Here is a 15,058-nt window from a genome sequence, read left to right as displayed (position 1 = left end):
AGCCGCATCACTCTTGCTCGTCGGCGCGGCTGCGCCGAGAGCCGGCTATGCGCGCCACGAGATCGGCAAGCTCGGTGGGCTGGAAAGCGCCGGCTCCGATCCCCCCGACCCCATTGCCGCCAACAAGTTCCTCGCTGCCCAAGGGCAGAACCGCGCGTCCGAAACCCAGCTTTTCGGCTTCCTTGAGGCGCTGCTGCGCATGCGCAACCGGCCTCACCGCACCCGAAAGGCTGATTTCGCCGAAATAGACGCAATCGGCGGGAAGGGCAAGACCGGTGAGCGAGGAAACCAGTGCCGCCGCCACTGCCAGGTCGGCCGCCGGCTCCGAAATGCGGTAGCCGCCGGCAACGTTGAGATAGACGTCGTGCGTGCCGAAACGGACGCCGCAATGGGCTTCCAGAACCGCCAGGATCATCGACAGCCGGGCACCGTCCCAGCCGACGACGGCGCGGCGCGGTGTGCCCAGCGTCGATGGCGCCACCAGCGCCTGGATCTCGACCAGCACCGGCCGTGTGCCTTCCATGCCGGCGAAAACCGCGGCACCCGGCGACTTCGCATGGCGCTCACCGAGGAAAAGCTCGGACGGGTTGGCGACTTCCCGCAAGCCCTTGTCCGACATTTCGAAGACGCCGATCTCATCGGTTGGCCCGAAGCGATTCTTGACCGTGCGCAGGATGCGGTAGTGGTGGCCGCCTTCGCCCTCGAAATAGAGCACCGCGTCGACCATGTGCTCGACGACGCGCGGTCCGGCGATCTGGCCCTCCTTGGTGACGTGGCCGACCAGAACGATCGCCGCCCCTGTGGATTTTGCGTAGCGGATCATCGCCTGGGCGGCGGCACGCACCTGGGTCACCGTGCCGGGCGCCGAATCGGCCATATCGGTCCACAGCGTCTGGATCGAATCGAGAATGACCAGATCCGGCCGCTTGCCATCGGCGATGGTGGCGAGGATGTCCTCGACATTGGTCTCGGCGGCGAGCTCGACCGGGGTGTCGGCGACGCCGAGCCGCTGGGCGCGCAGCCTGATCTGGGCGACGGCTTCTTCGCCCGAGACATAGACGATGCGGTGGCCCTTTGCTGCCAGTGCGGCGGCGGCCTGGGTGAGCAGCGTCGACTTGCCGATGCCGGGATCGCCGCCGACCAGCAGCGCCGAGCCGCGCACGAAGCCGCCGCCGGTGGCGCGGTCGAGTTCGCCGATGCCGGAGACGATGCGCGGCGCGTCCTCGATGTCGCCGGAGAGGCTGGTCAGCACCACCGCGCGGCCCTTGCGTGCATTGCGCGTATTGGCCGGGCCGGAACCTATGCCGCCTGACGTGCCTTCCTCGACCAGCGTGTTCCACTCGCCGCAGGCATCGCATTTGCCGGCCCAGCGCTGATGCACCGATCCGCAATTCTGACAGATGAACTGGATACGGGACTTGGCCATCAGTTTATTGGTTCCAAGAGGTATTTGGAACGATCCCAGTAAATCGGCAAAGCATTTTCGACTGTATCGAAATGAGTGCGGCGCTGGCCGTTGCTCTGAGCCCAATTGTCGTATGCCGACCAACATGCATAGATGAACAAATTTACCGCCAAATCATTGTCTCGCCTGACTTCTTCATGCAGCGTTTCGAACAATCGCCTGAGCGCTAACGAGAGGCGGCGGTCCTGAAGCCGATGCATGAGAAGGAATGCACACCCGATCGCAGCGACAGACGTACTCTGCCGAGAGTCCCCTGACCAAAGTGCCAAAAGGCCCAGAAGATCATCGATGTCGCGAGTCGTTCCCAGCTTCCAAATCCGATAGAGGCCGGTCACTGCCGCGCTTCGCGTATAGTCTTCGACATGCTTGGCAAGGAATTTCCTCACCAATTCAACGTTCTCGGGCGTCGGTTCGCTCGAGTAGCAGAACACCAGCAAACCGGCGTGCGATTCCGTGCGAGAAATTGACCCGGCAGATCTCAAATATTCAGTGAGTTGCGCGCGTTCATCCTCGGAGATGTCATACTCTTCGAATTTTATCCTTTGGTAGATATCGCTAAAGTCCAATCGGCTGCTCCGCGACAATGCCTACTCGAACCGATCCGGCAAATGATGCTCTTCCGCAAGGTCCGAGAAGCGGGTGAATTCGCCCTGGAAGGCGAGGCTGACCGATCCCGTTGGGCCGTGGCGCTGTTTGGCGACGATGACCTCGGCCTTACCGCGCATCTCGTTCATCTCGTGTTCCCATTTGATGTATTCGTCGGTGCCCGGCTTCGGCTCGCGGTTCTTCAGATAATATTCCTCGCGGTAGACGAACAGCACCACGTCGGCGTCCTGCTCGATGGAGCCCGATTCGCGCAGATCCGAAAGCTGCGGGCGCTTGTCGTCGCGGCTCTCGACCTGGCGCGACAGCTGCGACAGCGCGATGATCGGCACCGCCAGCTCCTTGGCTAGTGCCTTGAGGCCGGTGGTGATCTCGGTGATTTCCTGGACGCGGTTTTGCGAGGATTTTGCGCTCGATCCCTGCATCAGCTGGATATAGTCGATAACGATGACGTCGAGGCCGCGCTGGCGCTTCAGGCGACGCGCGCGGGCCGACAGCTGAGCGATGGAAATGCCGCCGGTCTGGTCGATGAACAGCGGGATTTTCTGCATTGTCTGCGAGCAGGCGACCAGCTTTTCGAAATCCATCTCGCTGATCTCGCCGCGCCGGATTTTCGACGACGGGATTTCCGTCTGTTCGGAAATAATGCGGGTGGCCAGCTGTTCGGATGACATTTCGAGCGAAAAGAAGCCGACGACGCCGCCATTGGCCGCCTTGAACGAGCCGTCCGCCTGCTGCGCCGGGACATAGGCCTCGGCGATGTTGAAGGCGATATTGGTGGCGAGCGAGGTCTTGCCCATGCCGGGGCGGCCGGCAATGATGATCAGGTCGGACGACTGCAGGCCGCCCATGCGGCGGTCGAGATCGCGCAAGCCGGTAGCAACGCCCGACAAATGCCCGTCGCGCATATAAGCCGCATTGGCCATGTCGACGGCGGTCTTGACGGCATCGGTGAAGCTCTCGAAGCCGCCATCGTAGCGGCCGGTTTCGGCCAATTCGAACAGGCGCCGCTCGGCATCCTCGATCTGGTCGGAGGGCGACATGTCGACCGGCGCGTCATAGGCGATGTTGACCATATCCTCGCCGACAGTGATTAGCGCGCGCCGCGTCGCCAGATCGTAGATGGCGCGGCCATAGTCGGTGGCGTTGACGACGGTGACGGCCTCGACCGCCAACCGCACGACATATTGCGCCACCGTCATGTCGCCGACCTTCTCATCGGCCGGCAGGAAGGTCTTCAGCGTGATCGGCGTCGCGATCTTGCCCATGCGGATGAGCTCGGCCGCGACCTCGAAGATCTTTCTATGCAGCGGCTCGTAGAAATGGCCGGGCTTCAGGAAGTCGGAGACGCGGTAGAAGGCATCGTTGTTGACCAGTATGGCGCCGAGCAGCGCCTGCTCGGCCTCGATATTGTTCGGCGCCTCGCGATAGAGCGGTGTTTCCGCCACGCCGAATTTTCGTGCTGCCTCTGCCATGATGTCCCCGGTCCTGATCCCCGTCTTTCGATATCAGAACGAGACAAGTCGGTGATGACTTATCTGCATCAGTCCCCAACCAACCAACTTTGATGCCCACGATTCACAGCCAGGTTCTTTCGGTGGAAAGAATCTCGATTGACTCGAATCAAGATGGCGAGCCTAGCCGTTCTCAGGCGAGAACAAAACAGGAAAATAGCTGCCGGTCATTCCGGCAAGGCATCACCCCAATCCAGTCGCCGCGCGGCCTTGAACGTCTCGCCGTCGCGCTTGGTGAACAGTCGCTCGGCAGCACCCCCATCCTGTTCGCAAAGCTTCAGCAAGACCTTGCCGGAGCCCGACTTCGGCGGTGCGATCACTCGCGCTCGAGGCGGAGCGGCCGGATGGCGGGAGGCCGCGACAAAGATGAATTTCTCGTCCTCCCACGGCACCTCGGCATCCTTGGCCAGCCGGTGCAGGCGCGAGCGGGCGACGCGACGGGCGAAATGGCACCAGTCGGGAGCGACGAGCGGGCAGGGCGCCTCATGCGGACATGGCGCGAGCACATGCGCGCCCGCCTCGATCAGCTGCCGCCGCACGGCAAGAATACGCTGCCAGCCGGCCGGCGTGCCCGGCTCGACCACCAGCAGCGTGTCTGCGGTCAGCTGCCAGAGCCGGTCGACGAGTTTTGCCAGCGATGCCGGCGCGATCTCATCCAGCACATAGGCCGAAGTCACCAGCTCGGCCGGATCCAGATCGACCAGGTCGATGGTGATGTCGCCGGTCCGCCAGGCGGTCCTGGCCGTGATCGAATCCGCGGCAAGTGCTTCGCCGACCCTTCGTACCGCGGCGCCGGCCTCGAGTAGCACCGCCTGTTCGAGATCCGGCCAAAGATTGATTGTGGCCCAAAGCACCGTGCCAGGGCCGGCGCCGACATCGAGCAAGGTCTTCGGAGCATAGTCGGGCCGAGACTCGCCCACCGCATCGAGGCTGGCGCGAACGGCCGCATAGGTCGCCGGTAGCCGCGTTGCCAGATAGGCCTTCACCGCCATGTCTTCGGCCATGTGCAGGCGACCGTCGCGCAACTCTGCGCGGTAGCGGTCCGACAGCGTCTTTGCCGCTTGCTTAAGCATCGGCAACGGCACCTGTTCGAGAAGGCGGTCGACGCCTTGTCTAAGCGGGACGGGCAGTTCCATCGCTTACGCCGCCCGAGGTGCGAGCACGATGACCGAGGCGCCAACGATGCAGATCGCGGCACCGGCAAGGTCCCAGCGGTCTGGGCGCACGCTTTCCGCCAGCCACAGCCAGACCAGCGAGGCGGCAATGTAGATGCCGCCATAGGCGGCATAGGCACGACCGGCCGCACTGGCGTCGACCAGCGCCAGCAGCCACGCAAATAGCACCAGCGAGACGAGACCGGGCGCCAACCACAGCGGCGACTTGTCCAGCCGCCACCACGCCCAGAACGAAAAGCAGCCGGCGATCTCGGCAAGTGCGGCGGCGACGTAGAGGAGGTAGGTCATGAAAAAAGGTCCCGCGTTGACGAGACCTTTTTCAGCGTGCCGGCCGGCAATGGCAAGCGGCAATGGTGCAATCGCAGGCAGTCTACTCCGGATCCGCCACCTTGCGGCGGCGAGTGGGCTTGGCCGCAGAAGCCTTTTCACGACGTCCAAGATCGCGCATCTCCAGCGCCTTCTCGCAACTGGCCATGTAGTCGCGCGTCATCGGCAGCGTGTCGTTCTTCTTGGCAATCTGGATTTGGAAAATCACCAGATCCTGCCAGCGGAAAGCGGCTTCCGAGGCGGCAAGATAGAACTCCCACATGCGGCAGAAGCGCTCGTCATAAATCGCCTTGGCCTTGTCGCGGTTGGCGGCGAAGCGCTCGCCCCAATGCTTTAGCGTCTCCGCATAATGCAGCCGCAGGACCTCGATATCGGTGACGACGAGCCCCGATTTCTCGATGGCCGGCATCACTTCGGAGAGTGACGGGATGTAGCCGCCCGGGAAGATGTACTTGCGGATGAAGGCGCTGGTTGCCCACGGCACGCCGGAGCGGCCGATCGTGTGCAGCAGCATGACGCCGTCCGGCTTCAGCAGCGTCGCCGACTTGTCGAAGAAGGTGCGGAAATGATTGACCCCGACATGCTCGAACATGCCGACCGAGACGATGCGGTCGAAACGCTCATTGAGCTCGCGATAGTCCTTGATGTCGAAATGCACCCGGTTTTGCAGGCCTTGCGCATGGGCGCGGTCGGTGGCGACGCCGTGCTGCTCGGTCGACAGCGTCACGCCTTGCACGTCGACGTCGAACGCCTTGGCTAGATAGAGCCCAAGCCCACCCCAGCCGGAGCCGATATCAAGAACCGTCTGGCCGGCCTTCAGCCTGAGCTTGGCGGCGATATGGCGCTTCTTGGCCGCTTGTGCCTCGTCGAGCGTCATGTCCGGCTGCTCGAAATAGGCGCAGGAATATTGCATGTCCTCATCGAGGAAGAGGCGGTAGAGGTCGCCCGACAGATCGTAATGGCGCTGCACGTTGCGGCGCGCCCGCGACGCCGTGTTGATCTGCTGCAGGCGCCGGAAGGCGTGGCGCAGACCTTCGATCGCCTTCGACCAGGTGGCATCGATACCGCCGCTGCCCATGTTCTGGAAGGCAATCCGCATCACCCCCAGAACGCCGCCCTCGAGAATGTCGAGTTCACCGTCCATGTAGGCTTCCGGCACCGCCAGCATCGGATCGAAGGTTATTGCGCGCTCGGCATGCCTTGTCTTGATGTGCATGTGCACCGGCTCGCCGCTGCCGTCACCGAAAGTCACCATCGAGCCTTGCGGCCCTGTCACCTTGAGATTGCCTATGCGGACCAGGCGGTCGAGAACGCGTTTCAGCAGAATATTCATGACCAATTGTCCCCTCTCGGCCAGACATGCTGTCCTATTCTGCATCAAGATATAGGGGTTCGAAAAGTTCCATTTGGCATAAAAATGCCCGGGTACGAGGCCCGGGCATTGGTCCAGAATAGCGATTAGCCGGCGAATGCCGACGAATGACGATCAGCCGTTGTCTTCGCCGCCTTCGAACTCCGCATTCGGATCGAAGAAGTTTTCCGGCCGCGCATTATCGTTGATGTCCTCGCCGTAGATGGCTTCGGCGGTGGTCAGTGTTTCGCCCTTGGCCTGGCGCTCGGCTTCGTCGGCCGTGCGGGCAATGTTGAGCGTGATGGTAACCTCGACTTCCGGGTGCAGCGCGATCGCCACATTGGTGACGCCGATGGTCTTGATTGGCTGGTTGAGCAGGATCTGGTTGCGGTTGACCGAAAAACCTTCCGCCGTCACCAGCTCGGCGATGTCGCGCGTCGAGACCGAACCATAAAGCTGACCGGTTTCGCCGGCCGAGCGCACGGCGATGAAGCTCTTGCCGTCGAGCTTTTCTGCAATCTGCGCGGCTTCGGACTTGCGCTCCAGGTTGCGGGCTTCGAGCTGGGCCCGCTGTCCCTCGAACTTCTTCTTGTTAGCTTCGTTGGCGCGCAGCGCCTTGCCTTGCGGCAGCAGGAAATTGCGGGCGAACCCGTCCTTGACCTTGACGGTATCGCCCATCTGGCCGAGGCGGGAAACGCGTTCGAGAAGAATGACTTCCATGGTTTTGTTCCTTCGCTTGGGCGCTATCCTCAGGATCGGCGCCGAATTGTCTGGAACAGGTCAGGAAGCTGGGGCGTCATCGCCTGTGTCGCTGTCCTGCCTGTCGCGGCAGTTAGGATCTCTTGTCGAAATCCAACCCGGGATTTAGTGTTCGATCCGGCTACGCCCGTCGTGGCCGGTGAAAAAGCGGGCGGCGAACCGCCCGCCTGAAGTGTTAGCGGACCACGTAGGGCAGCAGGCCGAGGAAGCGGGCGCGCTTGATCGCCTTGGCGAGTTCGCGCTGCTTCTTCTGGCTGACGGCGGTGATACGCGATGGCACGATCTTGCCGCGCTCGGAGATGTAGCGCTGCAGAAGCCGCACGTCCTTGTAGTCGATCTTCGGCGCGTTGGCGCCGGAGAACGGGCAAGTCTTGCGGCGACGGTGGAAGGGGCGCCGGGTTGGGATCTGGTTGATGTCGACCATTATTCTGCGGCTCCTTCAAAGCCTTCGCGCGGACGGCGCGGGCCACGATCGGCACCGCCATCGCCGAAGCTGCGCGGCGGACGATCACCACGGTCACCGCGATCGCGGTCGCCGAATGAGCGCGGGCCACGATCGCCACGGTCGCGGTCGCCGAAGCCGCCGCGTTCCGAGCGCTCTTCGCGCTTCTGCATCATTGCCGACGGACCTTCCTCATGCGCATCGACCTTGATGGTCAGGAAACGCAGTACGTCCTCGGACAGACCCATCTGACGCTCCATTTCGTTGAGCGCGGCCGGCGGGCAGGTGATGTCCATGAGTGTATAGTATGCCTTCCGGTTCTTGTTGACCCGGTAGGTGAGGGACTTCAGTCCCCAGTTCTCGACCCGGCCGACGGACCCGCCATTCGCGGTGATGACGCCCTTGTACTGTTCGACAAGCGCATCGACCTGCTGCTGCGAGAGGTCCTGCCGGGCAAGAAACACATGTTCGTATAGAGCCATAGTATTCGTGCCTTTCTTCGTTTCTCTCCCGGTTCCCGGCGGCAAAAGCCTCTGCAACTTCTCTGACCCGCAATCCTTGCGAAGGCGGGGAAGAAAGGAGCATGACGAGACGGTCGAGAGCGGAGACACGGGAGGCGGAAGCGCTTCTGGCTTCACGCGAAGGTTTCGAAAAACCTCCGGCCCTCCGTTCAGCCCCCAGCAAGGACCGGCAGATTGCGGGCGTCTATACAGGAATTTGACCGCAAAGCAAGGCCAAACGACAGGGCAAACGGCCCTACCGTCCCAGAGCGCCACGGGCCTCGACGGCAAGGCTTACGGATTTCCTGAAACCGGACCTTAACCACCATGCGAAGTTCCAGCACCGGCGGGCGTGGCGGCAACCCGTCGTTCATCATGCGGATGCAAAAGCAAACAGTCTGTGCGAGGTCGGCAGCAAGGCGGTTTTGGGGACAAAAATGCTTTTCGACAAATTCTGCCGTTCGAAGAGCGGCAACTTTGCCCTGATGCTGGCGTTCGGGCTGCCTGCGGTTCTGACCGCCGTCGCCTTTGCCGTGGACGTGTCCACCTTGATGAGGGCCAAGGTCAGCTTGCAGAACGCGCTCGATGCCGCGAACCTTGCATCTTCGCATCTCGGCGACATCGAGGCTTCGCGCAAGGACGTCTTCGACCGCTACTTCCAGACCAATGTCGCCGGCCACAGCGAGTTGAGGAACGCCGAAGCGACGCTTACCGTGGAAAGGGGCCTCAATTACATCCAGACAAAGGCTGTCGCCATGGCGGACGTCAATTTGAACTTCGCCTTCCTGTTCGGCAACGACAAGCGCATCACCGTCGATGCCGGCGCCGTCGAATCGACCAATCAGCTCGAAGTCGTGCTAGTGCTCGACAATACCGGGTCGATGGCCAGCAACGATCGCATCGGCGCATTGCGGACGGCGGCGACGGCCCTGATCGATATGCTCGAAGCGGCGAAGTCGCCGACGCGCAGCGTACGTGTCGCGGTGGTGCCGTTCGTCACCGCCGTCAACGTCAAGGGCGAGGACTACGATCCGGCCTGGATCGACATGGCCGGCAAATCGCCGAACAATGGCGCCAATTTCCCCTTGGTCGGCGGCAAGCGCGTCAACCATATGGACCTGTTCAAGCAATTGGGCGTCGAATGGAGAGGCTGCGTCGAAAGCGCGGCCCGGAACCAACAATGTTTCCGACATTTCGCCCGACCAAAACAAACCGGACACCCTGTTCGTACCCTATTTCGCGCCGGACGATCCAGGTAACGCTAAAAATCCAACCAGCTCCTACGGCAATTCAGCGACCGGCTACAACAATTCCTATCTCGACGATACCGTTGTCACCGTGCTTCCCGGCCTCACCAGCGACATGGCGAAGTACAGTGTTTCGACGATGAAGCTGATCAACGACAAGAGAGGCCCACTGACTATCGGCCCAAACCGGGCCTGTCCGACGCCGATAGTGCCGCTGACCGATGATTTCGACAAATTGCGGAAGGCCGTCGGTGAGATGATCGAATGGAACGGCTCGGGGACCAATGTTTCGGAAGGCTTGTCATGGGGGATGCGGGTGCTCTCGCCGGAACCGCCTTACAGCGACGGCGCGCCGTTCAGGGCGTCAGGCACGACCAAAACGGTGCTGCTGCTCACCGACGGCGAGAATGTTGTCTATGGCGCGAAGGATACGCCACAGAAATCGGACTATGGCTCCTACGGATTCCTGGCCTCGGGTCGGTTTGGATCCAGCGACCAGACCGCGGCTGCGCGCAATGTCGACGATTGGACAACCAATGTATGCAACACATTGAAGAAGCAGGACGTACAGATATTCACAGTGCTGCTGCAGGCCGACACCGCAGCCAACCGCAAGCTCTACGAGGCCTGCGCATCGTCGCCGTCGGATTATTACCCGACCAACGACGTCAGTCAGCTCGAAAGCGTCTTCCTGAAAATCGGAAGCTCGATTTCGCAGCTGCACTTGACGAACTGAACGACGTCGGCCGCTCTCCCGCAGCCGCTGCTCAACTCGTGTGTGCAGCCACTTTGCCTGTGGTTTCGGGGAAGAAATCGGGCGCCGCATGGCGCTTGCCGAACATCATGTCGTATTGCAGCAGACGGAAGTCGCGGATTGCCGGATCGATCTCTTTCTGACGCGACCAATCGGGGGTGGCGTCGCCCCCGGGTGCCAAAAGCAAATTGCGGTCGATAACGCGGTAGCGCTCTCGCAACTGTCCGAGGAAGCCGGTGTAATAGGGATGGCTGATGCCGGCTGTCTTCAGGATATGGTAGGGCAGGAAGGACGGGCTGACGGCGCCCAGATCCTCGGCCGGGCCGCTGCGATTCGACCAGACGACCAGCGGCGTCTGGTGGTGTAGCAGCATCTGGTCGGCCGCCTCCTTGCGCGGCGCAACATTGTCCTTCAGGAAGCCGGTCTCGACGTAGACCGGCCCAAGCGGCGGCAGATGGTCGCCGAAGAACGCGATGACGGTCGGCCGCTCGCGTTTCTTCGCCCATTCGATCAGCCGCTCGAGGCCGCGGTCCGCGTCGGAAGAGCCTTCGGCATAGCTCAACAGCGATTCACGCGCCCATTGGCTGATCGGCGCCTGCACCTTGTGGGTCGGATTGTTATAGCGATACGGCTCATACGGCCCGTGGTTCTGCAGGCTGACGGCGAAAAAGAAGACCGGCTCGGCGCTGGTATCGGCTTCGTGGATGATCTCGTCGGTCATCGCAGCGTCCGACGCGAGCGGTCCGCGCTTCTGCATGGGCGGCAACGTCTCCTCGGACTTGAAGTCGTTGAAGCCGAAATCGGCATAGACAGCCCCCCGGTTCCAGAACCAGTTAGTGCCGGGATGGATAGCGCGCGCCCGGTAGCCTTGACTTTTCAGGAAGGTCGCCAGCGAGGGAGTCGGTGTCCGCACATATTGCTGGTAGGGAATGCTGCCCGCCGGCAGGAAGGCGTTGGAAAAGCCGGTCAGGGCCTCGAACTCGATGTTGGCCGTCATGCCGCCGAACTCGGGCGAGAACATGTAACCCGTGCGCAGTGCCCGCACATTGGGGATAGGGTCGGGCGTGATGGTGACGCCGGGTAGCTTGGTCGGATCCCAGAAGGATTCGCTCATGACGACGATGATGTCGGGCTTCTCGGCGGGTACCGAAGCCGTCACCTGCGGTTTGCCGATCGCTTCGATCGCCTTGCCGGAATAGCCGGGCGGCGCCGAGACATGCGCCATCGGGACGTTCAGCGCGAAGGCGAGCGCAAAACCGTTCGAGGCATAGTTTTCCTTCTGGTCCCACATGATCGGGATGATCTGCAGCCGGTCGCGTGTCCACGAGAAAGTGGCATAGTCCATGATGGAGACGAAGAAGGCGATCAGCGGCACCGTCAGCGTCAGCCGGGCAAGGCGGCCCTTGTGGCTGAGTGCCGGAACGCGGCGGCGCCATAGCCGCCAGCCATAGACGAGCAGCGACAGCCCGCCGACGATGCCGATCGCCAGGGCAATGGCGGTTCCCGGGCGATCGCGTACCAGAAGCGGCATCAGTGCCACGATCTGCCGGGAATAGAGGAAATCGGTCGGATAGAGCGGATCGCCGAGATACAGCGACTTCTGGTGGCCGACGAACGCCAGCGACAATGTCAGCGGCGCGACGATCATCAGGCTCTGATGACTGCGGCCGAGCACGGCGTCAAGGCCGATGAGGATCAGCGCAAAAATGATGATCGTGGTCCAGCCGGGTTTGAAAGGCTGCAGAAAGAAATCAATGGTGCCGGCAAAGTTGCCGCGCACGATCAGTTCGATGGCAAACACAAGGACGGCCGCAGCCAGCAAGCTGATAAGGCCATAGCGGATGACAGGCCATTTGCGCGCCGGCAGATAGCCGGTCGACGGATCGCCTTCAAGAAACTGGGGCGCCGCCTCGGCTGCGCTCTGCTTGGTCTTTGCCACTTCAATAGTTCCCCGGCCCGCAACAAAAGCGTCACTCGATTGTCATCGAACTGTCACGCAAAGCTTAGCGCCTGCGGCGGAAATAAGAAGAGCCAGCAAACAAATCGTGAGCGGTTTTCATCATGAGTGATCGCCAAAAAGCCTGCCGAAACAGGCACTCGGCCGATATTACGCGATCAAGGTTGGACTTGACTTGGCCGCACGCCTTGCGTCACAGGCAACGTGAACCAGCAGCTGGGAGCCGCCGATGGCCATCGCATTCACCTTTCCGGGGCAGGGCAGCCAGGCTGTCGGCATGGGCAAGGACCTCGCCGATACCTTTGTGGAATCGCGGCGGATCTTCGAGGAAGTTGACGACGCGCTCGGCGAAAACCTATCGAAGCTGATCTGGGAAGGCCCGGAAGAGACGCTGACGCTGACCGCCAACGCCCAGCCGGCGCTGATGGCGGTGTCGCTTGCCGCAATCCGGGCGCTGGAGGCGCGCGGCTTCTCCCTGAACGGCAAGGTCACCTATGTCGCCGGCCACTCGCTCGGCGAATATTCGGCACTTGCGGCCGCAGGTTTCGTTTCGGTCGCCGACGCCGCCCGGCTGTTGCGCATCCGCGGCAACGCCATGCAGGCGGCTGTGCCGGCCGGCGAGGGCGCCATGGCGGCGATCATCGGGCTGGAGCAGGCCGACGTCGAAGCCGCTTGCGCAGAGGCCGCCCAGGGCGCCGCCAAAGATCCCGCACAAGCCTTGGTTTGCCAGATCGCCAATGACAATGGCGGCGGCCAGCTGGTGATCTCCGGCGCCAGGCCAGCGGTCGAACTGGCGGCGAGGCTATGCACGGAGAAGGGCGCCAAGCGGGCGCTGATGCTGCAGGTCTCGGCGCCCTTCCATTCGGCATTGATGAAGCCTGCGGCCGAGATCATGCGGGAGGCGCTGGCCGCCGTGACGAAGAGTGCGCCGGTCGTGCCGCTGGTCTCCAATGTTACGGTGACCCCGACGAGCGATCCCGACGAGATCGCCCGCCGACTCGTCGAACAGGTGATCGGGCGCGTGCGCTGGCGCGAAACGGTGGAGTGGTTCGGCAGCAACGGCGTCGTGACGCTTTACGAAGTGGGCGCCGGTAAGGTGCTGTCGGGGCTGGCCCGCCGCATCAACCGCGACATTGCCACCAGCAGCATCGGATCGGCGGCGGAGGTCGAGACCGCACTTGCCGCCTTGGGTGACCACGTAGCTTGAATTCATCTGTGCTTGCCGCTACATGAATACATGTATCGCAACAAGGTGCGGCATGCCCACATCGATCCGCCTTTCTCCTGAAGTCGAGCAGCGCCTGGATTTTCTCGCGGCCAAGACTGGTCGCAGCAAGGCCTACTATCTGCGCGAGCTCATTGAACGTGGTCTGGAGGACTTGGAGGATTACTACTTGGCTGCCGAAGTCGTTGAGCGGATCAGGCGTGGTGAAGAAGACGTCATGAGAGCCGAGGACTTCTGGCGTGGCCTGGACGCTTGAATACGCCCGCTCGGCGCGAAAATTTGTCGAAAAACTGGATCCGCAGACACGTCACCGTATCCGTGATTTTATTGAAAACCGCATTGCCGTTCTCGACAACCCGCGTGAACTCGGCAAACCGCTGAAGGGCCCGCTCGCAACCTTTTGGAGATATCGCGTCGGGGATTATCGCATCATTTGCGATGTGCAGGATAACCGGCTCGTCATTCTGGTGGTAACCATAGGCCACCGCGGCGACGTTTACAGATAGCCGAACTCACCGGCCCGTATGATTGGCCAGTACGATTTGGGAAGAGGATAAAACATGTTCGAATTGACCGGCCGCAAGGCGCTCGTCACCGGCGCATCGGGAGGTATCGGCGAGGCGATCGCCCGGGTGCTGCACGGCCAGGGCGCCATCGTCGGCCTGCATGGCACACGTATCGAGAAACTGGAGGCGCTGGCCGCCGAACTGGGCGACCGGGTCAAGCTTTTCCCGGCCAATCTTTCCAACCGCGACGACGTCAAGGCGCTCGGCCAGAAGGCGGAGGCCGACCTCGAAGGCGTCGACATCCTCGTCAACAATGCCGGCATCACCAAGGACGGGTTGTTCGTACGCATGGCTGACGCCGACTGGGATAGCGTGCTCGAGGTCAACCTGACCGCCGTGTTCCGGCTGACCCGCGAGCTTACCCATCCGATGATGCGGCGCCGCCATGGCCGCATCATCAACATCACTTCAGTGGTTGGCGTCACCGGCAATCCCGGCCAGACCAACTACTGCGCCTCCAAAGCCGGTATGATCGGCTTTTCCAAATCGCTGGCGCAGGAGATCGCCACCCGCAATATCACCGTCAACTGCGTCGCCCCGGGCTTCATCGAATCGGCGATGACCGCCAAGCTCAACGACAAGCAGAAAGAGGCGATCATGGCGGCGATCCCGACCCGGCGCATGGGCACGGGCGCCGAAGTCGCCTCTGCCGTCGCCTACCTAGCTTCCAACGAGGCAGCCTACGTCACCGGCCAGACCATTCATGTGAATGGCGGCATGGCAATGATCTAACACTTGGGAAAACGCTTCATTCCGTCTTGGATGCACGGGATTTTTCGTGTAATGCCGCCCGCAACCCGGCGGTTCGGGCAAAAACCGGTCCTGTTCCGCTGCGTTTCCGGCAGGACCATCTTTCAGCTTGATTAGCGGCATTCTGCCCGCTAACGAAGACAGACAACCAAAAGACGAGGATGCCCAAATGAGTGACACCGCAGAGCGCGTCAAGAAGATCGTCATCGAGCACCTTGGCGTCGATGCCGAGAAGGTGACGGAGCAGGCGAGCTTCATCGATGATCTGGGCGCGGACAGCCTCGACACGGTCGAACTTGTCATGGCGTTCGAAGAAGAGTTCGGTGTCGAAATCCCGGACGACGCCGCCGAGACCATCCTGACTGTTGGCGATGCGGTGAAATACATCGACAAGGCCTCCGCCTGACGCTATTTGCAGTCATC

General features: G+C 61.9%; 17 protein-coding genes. 7 read left to right on the top strand and 10 right to left on the bottom strand.

Annotated elements, in window-relative coordinates:
- Positions 1 to 7: 7 nt before the first annotated feature.
- The 9 genes from radA to rpsF all read right to left on the bottom strand — a co-directional run bounded on the left by radA (position 8) and on the right by rpsF (position 8,118).
- A complete protein-coding gene (radA, locus tag NKI52_RS16440) occupies positions 8 to 1,426 on the bottom strand; it encodes a DNA repair protein RadA (RefSeq protein ID WP_352453216.1) in 1,419 nt (472 codons plus the stop codon).
- Positions 1,426 to 2,031, bottom strand: coding sequence for a hypothetical protein (locus NKI52_RS16435; protein ID WP_023677715.1), 606 nt, complete (start codon positions 2,029 to 2,031; stop codon positions 1,426 to 1,428). The genes radA and NKI52_RS16435 overlap by 1 nt, the downstream gene beginning before the upstream one ends.
- A gap of 21 nt (positions 2,032 to 2,052) precedes the next feature.
- On the bottom strand, positions 2,053 to 3,543 hold the full coding sequence (locus NKI52_RS16430; RefSeq protein WP_023677714.1) for a replicative DNA helicase: 1,491 nt from the start codon (positions 3,541 to 3,543) through the stop codon (positions 2,053 to 2,055).
- Between the two features lie 206 nt (positions 3,544 to 3,749).
- Complete coding sequence (locus tag NKI52_RS16425) at positions 3,750 to 4,718, bottom strand: small ribosomal subunit Rsm22 family protein (RefSeq protein ID WP_352698637.1); 969 nt, start codon at positions 4,716 to 4,718, stop codon at positions 3,750 to 3,752.
- 3 nt (positions 4,719 to 4,721) lie between these two features.
- Complete coding sequence (locus NKI52_RS16420) at positions 4,722 to 5,045, bottom strand: YnfA family protein (RefSeq protein ID WP_352698635.1); 324 nt, start codon at positions 5,043 to 5,045, stop codon at positions 4,722 to 4,724.
- An 82-nt stretch (positions 5,046 to 5,127) separates the two neighbouring features.
- Positions 5,128 to 6,417 (bottom strand): cyclopropane fatty acid synthase, encoded by a 1,290-nt coding sequence (locus tag NKI52_RS16415; protein WP_352454398.1) that lies wholly within the window; start codon positions 6,415 to 6,417, stop codon positions 5,128 to 5,130.
- A 153-nt stretch (positions 6,418 to 6,570) separates the two neighbouring features.
- Complete coding sequence (gene rplI, locus NKI52_RS16410; RefSeq protein WP_254820243.1) at positions 6,571 to 7,155, bottom strand: 50S ribosomal protein L9; 585 nt, start codon at positions 7,153 to 7,155, stop codon at positions 6,571 to 6,573.
- A gap of 214 nt (positions 7,156 to 7,369) precedes the next feature.
- Positions 7,370 to 7,618, bottom strand: coding sequence for a 30S ribosomal protein S18 (rpsR, locus tag NKI52_RS16405; protein WP_006203718.1), 249 nt, complete (start codon positions 7,616 to 7,618; stop codon positions 7,370 to 7,372).
- Positions 7,618 to 8,118, bottom strand: a complete 501-nt coding sequence (gene rpsF, locus NKI52_RS16400; RefSeq protein ID WP_292663863.1) for a 30S ribosomal protein S6 — start codon at positions 8,116 to 8,118, stop codon at positions 7,618 to 7,620. Before rpsF ends, rpsR begins: the two co-directional genes overlap by 1 nt.
- 455 nt (positions 8,119 to 8,573) lie before the next feature.
- Here rpsF and NKI52_RS16395 point away from each other — a divergent pair, with 455 nt between their 5' ends.
- Positions 8,574 to 9,395 carry a pilus assembly protein TadG-related protein gene (locus NKI52_RS16395; protein ID WP_352698633.1) on the top strand — a complete coding sequence of 274 codons (822 nt, stop codon included), beginning with the start codon at positions 8,574 to 8,576 and terminating at the stop codon, positions 9,393 to 9,395.
- 79 nt (positions 9,396 to 9,474) lie between these two features.
- Positions 9,475 to 10,119: a vWA domain-containing protein gene (locus NKI52_RS16390; RefSeq protein ID WP_352698631.1), complete on the top strand. Its 645-nt coding sequence runs from the start codon at positions 9,475 to 9,477 to the stop codon at positions 10,117 to 10,119.
- Between the two features lie 31 nt (positions 10,120 to 10,150).
- On the opposite strand, the gene NKI52_RS16385 is transcribed toward NKI52_RS16390, so the two are convergent.
- Entirely contained in the window at positions 10,151 to 12,076 is a 1,926-nt protein-coding gene (locus NKI52_RS16385) for an LTA synthase family protein (protein ID WP_352698629.1), read from the bottom strand.
- 247 nt (positions 12,077 to 12,323) lie between these two features.
- On the opposite strand from NKI52_RS16385, the gene fabD reads away from it, so the two are divergent.
- From fabD to NKI52_RS16360, 5 genes are all read left to right on the top strand, one after another.
- Positions 12,324 to 13,301 carry an ACP S-malonyltransferase gene (gene fabD, locus NKI52_RS16380; protein WP_352471091.1) on the top strand — a complete coding sequence of 326 codons (978 nt, stop codon included), beginning with the start codon at positions 12,324 to 12,326 and terminating at the stop codon, positions 13,299 to 13,301.
- Between the two features lie 52 nt (positions 13,302 to 13,353).
- Positions 13,354 to 13,575, top strand: a complete 222-nt coding sequence (gene relB / locus NKI52_RS16375; RefSeq protein WP_352467166.1) for a type II toxin-antitoxin system RelB family antitoxin — start codon at positions 13,354 to 13,356, stop codon at positions 13,573 to 13,575.
- A complete protein-coding gene (locus tag NKI52_RS16370) occupies positions 13,559 to 13,825 on the top strand; it encodes a type II toxin-antitoxin system RelE family toxin (protein WP_352467165.1) in 267 nt (88 codons plus the stop codon). The genes relB and NKI52_RS16370 overlap by 17 nt, the downstream gene beginning before the upstream one ends.
- A 54-nt stretch (positions 13,826 to 13,879) precedes the next feature.
- Positions 13,880 to 14,617, top strand: a complete 738-nt coding sequence (gene fabG, locus NKI52_RS16365) for a 3-oxoacyl-[acyl-carrier-protein] reductase (protein ID WP_352453223.1) — start codon at positions 13,880 to 13,882, stop codon at positions 14,615 to 14,617.
- A 187-nt stretch (positions 14,618 to 14,804) separates the two neighbouring features.
- Complete coding sequence (locus tag NKI52_RS16360) at positions 14,805 to 15,041, top strand: acyl carrier protein (RefSeq protein WP_127851501.1); 237 nt, start codon at positions 14,805 to 14,807, stop codon at positions 15,039 to 15,041.
- Positions 15,042 to 15,058: the final 17 nt, after the last annotated feature.

Source organism: Mesorhizobium sp. M0590, assembly GCF_040320905.1.
In the GTDB taxonomy this organism is placed as follows: Bacteria; Pseudomonadota; Alphaproteobacteria; order Rhizobiales; family Rhizobiaceae; genus Mesorhizobium.
The sequence above is the reverse complement of the archived record's forward strand: the minus strand, read 5'-3'. Positions and strand labels throughout refer to the sequence as shown.